Origin of the sequence: Nocardia sp. SYP-A9097, from assembly GCF_009649815.1 — a bacterium.
In the GTDB taxonomy this organism is placed as follows: Bacteria; Actinomycetota; Actinomycetes; order Mycobacteriales; family Mycobacteriaceae; genus Nocardia.
Map to the genome: position 1 here is coordinate 130,854 of NZ_WJIC01000020.1, position 6,000 is coordinate 136,853.

At 65.7% G+C, this 6,000-nt stretch carries 6 protein-coding genes; 3 read left to right on the forward strand and 3 right to left on the reverse strand.

Translation table 11 applies throughout. The features are described from left to right. Window positions 1-179 precede the first annotated feature (179 nt). Both GFY24_RS30190 and GFY24_RS30195 read right to left on the reverse strand, forming a co-directional pair. The gene (locus GFY24_RS30190) at window positions 180-1,175 is read right to left on the reverse strand and encodes a helix-turn-helix transcriptional regulator (protein WP_228566775.1); all 996 of its coding nucleotides are present in this window, start codon (window positions 1,173-1,175) and stop codon (window positions 180-182) included. Between the two features lie 44 nt (window positions 1,176-1,219). Then, a complete protein-coding gene (locus tag GFY24_RS30195) occupies window positions 1,220-1,978 on the reverse strand; it encodes a M23 family metallopeptidase (protein ID WP_309231518.1) in 759 nt (252 codons plus the stop codon). Window positions 1,979-2,224: 246 nt separating this feature from the next. Between GFY24_RS30195 and GFY24_RS30200 the strand changes: the two genes are divergently transcribed. Together GFY24_RS30200 and GFY24_RS30205 are read left to right on the forward strand one after the other, a co-directional pair. Next, window positions 2,225-3,307, forward strand: a complete 1,083-nt coding sequence (locus GFY24_RS30200; RefSeq protein ID WP_153808500.1) for a nitronate monooxygenase — start codon at window positions 2,225-2,227, stop codon at window positions 3,305-3,307. Between the two features lie 56 nt (window positions 3,308-3,363). Beyond that, the gene (locus tag GFY24_RS30205; protein WP_153808501.1) at window positions 3,364-3,756 is read left to right on the forward strand and encodes an SCO5389 family protein; all 393 of its coding nucleotides are present in this window, start codon (window positions 3,364-3,366) and stop codon (window positions 3,754-3,756) included. Between the two features lie 52 nt (window positions 3,757-3,808). Here GFY24_RS30205 and GFY24_RS30210 read toward each other — a convergent pair whose 3' ends face one another. Further along, the gene (locus GFY24_RS30210; protein WP_228566784.1) at window positions 3,809-5,143 is read right to left on the reverse strand and encodes a serine/threonine-protein kinase; all 1,335 of its coding nucleotides are present in this window, start codon (window positions 5,141-5,143) and stop codon (window positions 3,809-3,811) included. Between the two features lie 120 nt (window positions 5,144-5,263). Between GFY24_RS30210 and GFY24_RS30215 the strand changes: the two genes are divergently transcribed. Beyond that, window positions 5,264-5,689 (forward strand): EF-hand domain-containing protein, encoded by a 426-nt coding sequence (locus tag GFY24_RS30215; protein WP_309231519.1) that lies wholly within the window; start codon window positions 5,264-5,266, stop codon window positions 5,687-5,689. Window positions 5,690-6,000 lie beyond the last annotated feature (311 nt).

Genomic DNA, 6,000 nt, shown 5'->3' on the forward strand with positions numbered 1-6,000 from the left:
TCAAACTGGTCCACTCACCGAAGACCTTCGACCGACCCCGGATTCGACGACGAGGGCGGCACGGGCCGGCGGACCGAGCAATCATATCGGGCTCGCGGATCCGCGATAACGACCCGAGCTCAGTGACTATCGGTGACCAGGCAGGGGCGTTGCACGCATGTGACCTGCGCCACAATCAATTACAGCCAACCCCGACGGGTCGCCTGCACCCCGGCCTGGAATCGGGTGCTCGCGCCGAGCCGCTCCAGCAGACTGGCGGTGCGCCGCACCACCGTTCGCCGGGACAGCCCGAGACGGCGGGCAATGGTGTCATCGGTCGCGCCCATACTCATCAAAGTCAGGATGGCGCGATCGCGTTCGTCCAGGGCTTCCGAGGGATTCACCGAAATCGGTGTGGCCATGGACCACAGCGAATCGAAGGTCTTGACCAGCAGATCCAGTGTGGGCGAGGGGCCGACGCGCACACCCATCGGATCGCCGCGGCGCTCGTCGGTATGCAGCACCAGCACCGCGCGACGGTCATCGGCCAGGATCAATTTCATGGGCGGATCGGGCAGCGTACGTGCCTGTGCCCCTGCGGCATTGGTGGCCAGCACATGCCGCAGTCGTTCTGCGTCCTGGTAGATGGTCTCCTGATAGAGCGTGCGGTAGTCGATGCCCGCGGCAATGCGTGCGGACTTGAGCTCGAACATCCGCTCCTCGGTCTCCACATCGGAGAGGAACGGACCGCGCTCCACGACTTTCACGCGGGCGTGCGCCGTGTGCTGCAGATCCTCGAAATCGGCCAGCAGCTGGCGGCGTTCGTAAACCGCCACCACCGCGCCATCGGCATCGGTGGTGCGCCGCACCGAACGAAAGGTCTCACCCAGGCGCGCGGCGGCCGACTGCATACGCAGCATGTCGCCATTGCGCCGGCGAGTCTCGGCCTCGGACAAGGCTTCCGGAGCGTGCGCGTCCCAGCGCACGGTGCCATTGGCCTCGGTCAGGCGTACCGCGGCCTCGAGATGACACAGCGCTTCCAGGGCCGCCTCGGCTATCCGCGGCGGGCAGCCCAGGCGCTCGGCCACTTCGAACGCGGTCGAGCGTGGATGCTGCACGAGCGCCGCATAGGCGCGACCGTGCAGCGAGGCAGGGTCGAAAAGATCATCCAGTGTGGTCAGTGCGCCCACCGGCATCCGCCGGTCCGGGAAACGCCCGTTCGCCGGGGCCGGTGAACGCTCTACTGGTCCGGGCCCCACTGCTGCGCCATGATGACGCCCTTGCTGGCCAGCCATGGAAGCGGATCCATCTTCGTTCCGGCGGCGTCCCAGATCTCCAGATGCAGATGAGGACCGGTGGAATTGCCGCGATTTCCGACGGTTGCGATCACATCGCCGGTATTGACGCGCTGTCCGGCGGATACGTACATGTCATTGACGTGGCCGTAGACAGCGGTGGTGCCATCGTCCTGCAGGACGCGCACCCAGAGCCCGAATCCGGAGGCCGGGCCGGCCTCCACCACCGTGCCACCCATGACAGAGTGGATCGGCGTGCCGATGGCGTCGGCGAAATCGATGCCGTAATGCATTGCGCCCCAGCGCGCTCCGAAGCCGGAGCTGATAACACCCACATCGACCGGCTTGACCGCGGGGGCGGGAGCCATCTTCTGCTGCAGGTCCTTCAGCGTGGCCTCGGCTTGCGCGAGGGGATTCGCGATCTCCGGCGGCAGATTCTGCAGACCGAAGGGCGCGGGCGCGGGAACCGCGACAGGATTGCCACCATCCGCAATGGGTTGAGCTTGCGGAGCGGGAGCAGGGACGGCGACATTGGCGGCCTGCTTGACCGACTGCGCCTCGTTGCGCAGTGCGAGATCCTGTGCGACCGATTTGCCCTCATGATTGGGGGCGATCGGCGCGGCGTGTGCCAGCGCGGGAACCATCTGCGTCGCGGTGCCGATGAGGGCACTCGCGGCGACAGCGGCTCCGGCGGCGACCTTCACGCGGTCAGCGGTGGAGGGTTCGGCCCGGTGCCGTTTACGTGCGACGGCGCCAGTGCGACCGGCACCACAATCACCAAGCAAGTCCATAACGGATACGGAGTTCGCGGTCTCTCTGTGGTGCGACAAAGCTCGTCCTAGCGCTCGATGGTCCGGTAACGATTCGGCATCGCTGTGATACAAACAATACTCACCCGTGACCATTCCGCAACCTTGAGTTCGATAGCCCCAGGTGATACGGGATACCGGATGATCACCACCGGAAATCGGGGGCGCACACTGGGGGGCGTGCTACTCGACGAGCTGAATACGCCGATCGTGCTGGCCCCCATGGCAGGCGGGCCGTCCACTCCCGAATTGACCGCCGCGGTCTCGGACTCGGGCGGATTGGGATTCCTGGCAGCGGGATATCTGAGCGCGGAAGATCTCGGCGGGCGAATAAAACAGACACGCACTCTCACCTCCGCGGCCTTCGGCGTGAATCTTTTCTACCCCTCCACACCTAGTCCCGTGACCAGTTTCGGTGCATATGTTGATCAGCTCGCACGCGAATTCCCGGTTGGGGAACCGAGATTCGATACCGACGCGTGGGCGGACAAACTGGAATTGCTGATCTCCGAACCGGTGCGGGCGGTGTCATGCACATTCGGATGTCCATCCGCACAAGAGATTTCGCGATTGCACGCGGTCGGTACCGAGGTGTGGGTAACCGTCACCTCGGTGGCCGAGGCCCGCATCGCCGCCGACGCCGGAGCGGATGTACTCATCGCACAGGGCTCCGAGGCGGGCGGGCATCGCGGTAGTTTCGCCGACCTGCCCGCGGAGGACACCGCGGATCCCTTGGGGCTGTTGGCATTACTGCAATTGCTGGTTGCCGCCGTCGACCTGCCCTTGGTCGCCGCGGGCGGAATCGCCACCGGTGCGGGCCTGGCCGCCGCCCTGGCCGCCGGGGCCGCCGCGGCCCAGATCGGCACCGCGTTCCTGCGTTGCGCCGAAGCCGGCACCGCGCCGCTGATTCGCGACGCCATCACCCTGGACACCCCGACCATGCTCACCCGCGCGTTCACCGGCCGGCAGGCGCGCGGACTGCGCAACAAGTTCATGCTGGACCATCTCGACGCACCCGCCGCCTACCCCGAAATCCATTACGCCACCGGCCCTTTACGCGCCGCCGCGCGGGCCACGGGCAATGCCGACGAAGTGAATCTCTGGGCAGGTCAAGCGCATTCGCTGGCGGTGGAGCTACCGGCGGGCGAGCTGATGCGGCAGCTGTCGCGAGAGGCGAAAGCCGCTCTGGACAGGGCGGTTTCGCTGCGAATCCAGTGTTATTGACAACGCTTTCCGTTAGAATCGGCTGACACCATCCGCCATCCCATGAGGAGAGCGATATGTCACTCGACGTACCCAGCGCACTACTCGAGCGCGCCGAAGCCGGTGAAGTCAGCGATGCCGAGTTCGTGGAATGCGTCCGCACCTCACTGCCGTACGCCTACGAGGTCGTCAGCCGGGTCGCGGCCGACTTGCACTCCGGCACAGAGGAATACGCCGACAATGTGATCCCGCCGCCCGACGAGGTGGCGCGCGGCCAACTGCTGCGCGCCATGGCCTCCGACGCCATCCGCGGCGGCCTCGAACGGCACTTCGGCGTGAAGCTCGCCTTCCAGAACTGCCACCGGGTCGCGGCCTTCCCGCTCGCCTCGGTCGGCGGCAACACCTACAGCACCTTCATCTCCACCCGCGCCCAGCTCCTCAACCAGAGCCCGGAACTGCGTAACTGCTGATCGCACAACAGTATCGGCGCGACCGGAGCCATCCGGCCGCGCCGCTGCGCGCTCACCGCCGCTTGAACTTGTTGAACTGGGTATAGGACAACAGGCCCAGCACCGCGAACGGCACATCGATGACCACGTTTATGGCCACCCGGGTCCCCAGCGAAGCCTCCCGATCGGCGATCAGCCCGTAAACGCACACCAGTGCCAGAAACCCGAAGAAAGCGGTCGACAGTCCCAGCACAATCCACCACAGCACCCGCCCCGCAGTGACGCGCGGACGCTCCGGCAGTGGGACGTCCCGTCCGGGCGGATAGGACAGCGCGGGCCCATACTGCAGATCGGCGGTCGGCACCGGCTGCGGATAACCGGGCATGACGGGCTGCTGCGGATAACTGGGCGCGGCGTGCGAATAGCTCGGCGCCGCAGGCGGATAACCCTGGGCACCCGATGGAAGACTCCGGTCCGCGTAGCTCGGCACCATCGGCGCCAGGACCGGTGCGGGCATCGGGGACGGACCGGGCACATATCCCTGCGCGGGCGTATAGGACTGCGCCACAGGAGCATCGAGCGCCGCACGGGCCGCCGCCGCCAACTCCCCCGCGCTGGCGTGCCGCTGCTTCGGCTGCTTCGCCAAACCCCGCAGAATGACCTCGTCGAGCGCGGCGGGAATGCCCGGGGCGAACGCACTGGCGCGCGGCGGCGGAGCGGTCATATGGGCGAGCATCTGCTGGGCGGCGTCCTTCTCACCGAAAGGCCGCTTGCCGGTGAGACATTCGAACAGCAGACAGGCCAGCGAGTAGACGTCGGAGGGCACACCGTCTCCGCCGGAGAAGCGCTCGGGGGCCATATACGCCCAGGTGCCGACCGTGACGCCGGTGGAGGTCAATGCGGTCTGGCCCGCACCACGTGCGAGTCCGAAATCGATGAGATACGCGAAACCGCTCGGCAGCACAACAACATTGGACGGTTTCACATCCCGGTGGATCAGCCCGGCATCATGCGCCATATCGAGTGCGGCGGCGATCTGCCCGACCATATCGACGGCGGCGGCGGGGACGAACGCGCCACGATGGGTGAGCACATCGTCGAGATCGGTGCCGTCGATCAACTCCATATCGATGAACAGTCGCCCTTCGAGTTCACCGAAGTTGTGGATGGGCACGATATGCGGGCCCCGCAGCCGCGCCGCCAACTGCGCCTCGCGTTCGAACCGCCGCCGATAATCCATATCGGTGGCCAATTCCGCGGGCAGCACTTTGAGCGCGACATCCCGCCCCATCCGGGTGTCCTGAGCCAGCCACACCTGCCCCATACCGCCCTGCCCGAGCAGCATGATGAGCCGATAATGCCCGAGCGTCCCGTCCCCCAGCACCTGCAGTCCTTTCCACCACCCCATTACGAGCAAGGCGCTCAGCATACGACCAATCGGTGACGTATATCCCCCGCTCTTGACCACTGCTCCGCCGATGCGCAATCCTGCTGCCGGACACCACAATCTGCACTGCTAGGAGCACCCGTGGCGAGCAACGACCCCACCGACACCTTCGACCTCTGGGACCGGGACGGTGACGGGCTCATCTCCGCCGACGACATCCTCGCCGGAATCACCGCGCTCGGGCTCGATATCGACGGCGAGGCGGTGGAACGGCTGGTAGCGGCAGCCGACACCGATGGCGACTGGCTGATCTCGCGTGCCGAGTTCGACGCTGCTCGACTGGGGCGCGATCCCGAGATCACCGACACCGATGCGGCATTCGACACGTTCGATGTGAACCGCAATCAGTTGATCGAGCTCGATGAGCTGGAGTCTCTTCTCCGTACCTGTCCTGGGTTGACTGATGAGACCGCTGAATCGCTGCTGGCGGCGGCGGATTCCGATGGCGACGGGTTCCTCTCCCGGGCCGAGTTCGCGGCTTTGATTGCGCACCTCGGCGGTTCATAGGGAGAGCTGTGGCCGACCCATGTGTCGGTTGGTTGCGGATGGTGTTGCTCCACTCAACCGGGCTGCAAAGCAGAACTGGCAGTGTGGTTACTTCGCCTGCCGTACCCGGCTTTCGCTCCCCCATCAGGCGGGGGAGCTGACACTCCCTGACGGGGGGCCTGGTTGTGGTTACGTTCAAAAACAAAACCCGAAAAGACAAGAACGCCTGGACAAGAAGGGCCTAAGGCCCAAAAGACACAGAACCGCACGTCCCGGTTGGCATCGGACAGCACGTCTGGGGATTGAACAACCCTGACAAGAGCTGTTCGAAC